4 protein-coding genes are annotated in these 3,764 nt (G+C 32.5%); all 4 read left to right on the plus strand.

What is annotated here, in order from left to right:
- Positions 1–131: 131 nt before the first annotated feature.
- Positions 132–1,436: a TRAP transporter large permease gene (locus ENO17_00320; protein ID HER23500.1), complete on the plus strand. Its 1,305-nt coding sequence runs from the start codon at positions 132–134 to the stop codon at positions 1,434–1,436.
- 108 nt (positions 1,437–1,544) lie between these two features.
- The gene (locus ENO17_00325) at positions 1,545–2,117 is read left to right on the plus strand and encodes a hypothetical protein (protein ID HER23501.1); all 573 of its coding nucleotides are present in this window, start codon (positions 1,545–1,547) and stop codon (positions 2,115–2,117) included.
- Between the two features lie 46 nt (positions 2,118–2,163).
- Entirely contained in the window at positions 2,164–3,045 is an 882-nt protein-coding gene (locus ENO17_00330) for a hypothetical protein (protein HER23502.1), read from the plus strand.
- Between the two features lie 375 nt (positions 3,046–3,420).
- Positions 3,421–3,681, plus strand: coding sequence for an RNA-binding protein (locus tag ENO17_00335; GenBank protein ID HER23503.1), 261 nt, complete (start codon positions 3,421–3,423; stop codon positions 3,679–3,681).
- The last annotated feature ends 83 nt before the right edge of the window (positions 3,682–3,764 follow it).

A 3,764-nucleotide genomic window follows, 5' to 3' on the forward strand; every position in this document is an offset into this window, starting at 1 on the left:
ATACCAAATTCAATAATTCTATTTTCAACTATAGCAATGGGTTTTATAGGAATGTCTGTAAGATATTTATACAAAATAATCAATAAAATAAAAAATTTGAAAGAAGATTATGAAAAGGAAGGTAGCGAAAAATGGTAGGGATTTTAATATTTTTAGGTTTTCTAATATTAATCTTGATAGGACTTCCTATCGCTTTTGCAATGATATTAACAGGAATTCTTTTTATATTATTATTTATTGGAGGGTCAGCAACACTTTTAACTCCATTTAATAGATTAGCTGCCGGCTTTAGTTTTCCATTATTAGCAATCTATTTTTATATTCTACTGGGGACAGTAATGAATGAAACAAAAATATCTGATTGCTTAGTGGGCTTTTTTAAAAAAATAGCTGGGAAAATATTTAAAGTGGGTATAAGCGGGATGATTATGATTTTATCTTGTGCTGCTACGGGGGCATTAACAGGGTCAGCAGTTGGCACTACAGCAGCAGTTGGTGGAATTTTAATTCCCCAAATGAAAAAATATACTTATAAACCAACGTATTTAGTTACCTTATTATCTTATTCTGGAATTTTAGGAACTTTAATTCCTCCTAGTATCTCTGGATTAGTTTTTGCAATTGTTATAAATTTGCCAGTTTTTACAGTATGGATAACGGTGGGTGGGGTTGGAATTTTATTTACATTAGCATTATTGATTGGCAATTATATTATATCAAAAAAAAGAAATTATGAACCATATAATGATGTCTCGAAAGAATCTTCTGTTAGCTTGCTAAAAAGTTTTATTATTACGTTACCTGCTCTTTTAGTCCCTGTTAGTGTATTAGGATCAATTTATGGAGGAATAGCTACACCAACAGAAGCAGGCGTTATGGGAGTTTTAATGACAATATTATTAGGGATTTTTTATTATAAGACAATTACTTCGATTCAACAAATTACGCAAGCATTATATAAAAGTGCTTGCCAGACAGCAGTAATAATGTTTTTAATTTGTGCATCTTTTACTTTAAGCCATGCCTTGACAAGTACTGGCATTATAAAATTAATGGCTCGCTCCATGTTGCTTATGACGGATAATAAGTACATTCTTCTGTTACTTGTTGAGCTTTTAATTTTATTCTTAGGATGCTTTTTAGACGATGGCCCTATAATGATTTTATTGGGTCCCATTTCTGCAGCAATTTTAATTCCAATAGGAATTCATCCTTTTCATTTGGCAGCGGTTTTTGTGTTTACAGGTGTTTTAGCTATGGTCACTCCACCAGTGGGAATAGTTCTTTATGCTGCCTCTGCTGTTGTTGGTGTTCCCTTTGGTAATGCGGTTAGAGAAATTTGGGCTTTCTTTCTGCCTGCATTAGTAATATTATTGATAATTACTTTTTTCCCTGCAATAGTTTTATTTTTACCAAAGATTTTAGGACTAATTTGATTAAAACTACCTAAATAAGATTAAATAAAAACTATATCATAGAATAAAATATCTTAATTTTATAATTTTGCAATTAAGTTGAATCTTTCATTAAAAGGAGTAGTGTTTATGGTTGATAAAGAAATAAATCAGCAAGTTAATTTAGAAGACGCAAAAGAACAGATTGAAAAAGTTTGCAGAAGATTAGCACTTTTGCACCTTTCTTATGCAAAAACAATTATAAAGGAGTTAGGGAATATAGAAGGTAAAAAATTAGTTTTAAAGGCAATAAAAGATTATGGTACGATAATTGGAAAAAGTGTAAAAGATGCTGTCAATGCACAAGGAAATAACAATATACCTGAGCATTATAGAGAAGATCTACCATTATATGGGATGCATGATGGGATTGAAGAGGTAGATGTTGATGGGGAAAAGAGAAAAAGGGCTTATGGATGTGTCATGGGAAAATTATGGAAAGAACTTGGCGAAGATGAAATCGGACGGCTTTATTGTTATGTAGATCCGGCAAAGTATATGACTTACAATCCCAATTTTGCATTAGTTCACAAAAAATCAATACCTGATGGCAATAAATATTGTGAATTTATAATAAGAGAGACAACTAAACAAGAAAGAGAAGATTTTTTAAATGATGATATGGATTGGTCGTATATTGATAAACAGACGAAGGATTATTAAAAATAATAGATAATCAAATAAAAATGAAGAGGAGATTTTCAATCATATGAGCAAAGAAACAAAAATTCAATTTTTAGGGGGACCGATTTATGAGCAGGAAGATTTAAAGGAGATGGATTCCGAACTTCTTCGTGCATTACTTCGGGAACGCATACATCACAATATTGAAGTCCCGTTCTATTCTCTTATAAAAAAATGGAATGGAGAAGCAAAGCCGAATTTTGGTTTGCAAGCCCAATTGGTATTTGATGTATGGAAAGAGAGGAAACTTACAGAAGATGATGAGGATATTCTATGGGCAAAGGAATACTGTGAGCTTGCTAAAAAAGTTCGTACTGGCGAGAAAATTGAATGGAAAAGATCCCCCCATAAACCTTTTACGAATCAACAATTGGAGATTATAGATAGACTAATTCAGGATCGATGTTCGATACGCGATTGGATGGATAAACCTATACCAGATAACATGATTAACAAAGTGCTTGAAGCGGGTAGAGCAGCACCAATTGGATGTAATCTCGATGAACTTCGATTCATTGTTCTAAAAGATTCGAAGGAAATTGAGATGATTTGGAGCGATATTCATGTTAAAAATGCAGTGGTAATCGTTCTATGTTATGATAAAAGAATTTCACAAGTAGTCGGACAGGATAAACTTGTTCCTCAAAATCCAGGTTATGATGCAGCAGCTGCTGCTGATCATATGCTTCTAATGGCTCATGCCTTGGGTTTGGGAGGAGTCTGGCTCTCTAAGTTAGTAGATTCGGAAAAAACAAAAGATACGGGTAAAGAATTCAAGAAAAAATATGGACTTCCAGAATATATTGAGGTGGCCTTGCATATTGCAATTGGCTGGCCAGCTATAGGTACGATTAAAACAAAAAGAATGCCACTTCAAAATATGATAATTTCACGAGAGAATAAATAGATAAAAATTAAATGAAATCTGATCAAAAAATGTTACAGATTTTTAGTTGATGTAAACTTTAGTGGGGTAGTTAGAGGAAAGATTGCCGAAGGTAAATAAAAAGGTGTAGACTTATCTTAATAAAAAATTTGACAAAATTGTGGAAAGAGGTAAAATATAAGAGAAAAAGTTAATTTAAATGGCTGGTCTTTCTTACTCAAAAGAGATGCTAAAAACAATCTATTAATCCTCTGAAAACAGAGATTGTTTATGAGGGGTCTCTTGTGGTTAAATAATGTTATCGTTAAAGAGGTTGGAATCACTTTCTTGTTTCTACCTCCTATAAGAAACGTTATTGGACTAAAGAGAAATAATAACGAAAAGGAGGTAGGAAGAATGGAAGGTAGTAAATTGTATGTCGGAAATCTTAAGTATGCAGTAACTAACGAACAGTTGAAAGAACTTTTCTCTGCTTATGGTGAAGTAAAGAGTGTTAACATCATCGAAGGAAAAGGCTTTGGATTTGTAGAAATGTCTTCTCCGGAAGAAGCTAAAAAAGCCAAAGATGCTTTAAATAATACCGATTTCGAAGATCGTCCTTTAAAAATTGACGAAGCCCGCCCGCCTAGACCAAGAAGCGAATATCGTAGATATTAATTTAGTTTTTTTTCAATTAATAGAAATGAAAAAATAAGGCCAGCCATTTTAAATGAGTTAAAAATAGAATAATACAGTAGGGG

Source organism: Candidatus Atribacteria bacterium, from assembly GCA_011056645.1.
Classification (GTDB): Bacteria; Atribacterota; Phoenicimicrobiia; order Phoenicimicrobiales; family Phoenicimicrobiaceae; genus Sediminicultor; species Sediminicultor quartus.

What these genes read in the sequence shown, in the direction of transcription:
- ENO17_00320 (HER23500.1), top strand. Translation starts at nt 132, where the DNA reads ATGGTAGGGATTTTAATATTTTTAGGTTTTCTAATATTAATCTTGATA.
- ENO17_00325 (HER23501.1), top strand. Translation starts at nt 1,545, where the DNA reads ATGGTTGATAAAGAAATAAATCAGCAAGTTAATTTAGAAGACGCAAAA.
- ENO17_00330 (HER23502.1), top strand. Translation starts at nt 2,164, where the DNA reads ATGAGCAAAGAAACAAAAATTCAATTTTTAGGGGGACCGATTTATGAG.
- ENO17_00335 (HER23503.1), top strand. Translation starts at nt 3,421, where the DNA reads ATGGAAGGTAGTAAATTGTATGTCGGAAATCTTAAGTATGCAGTAACT.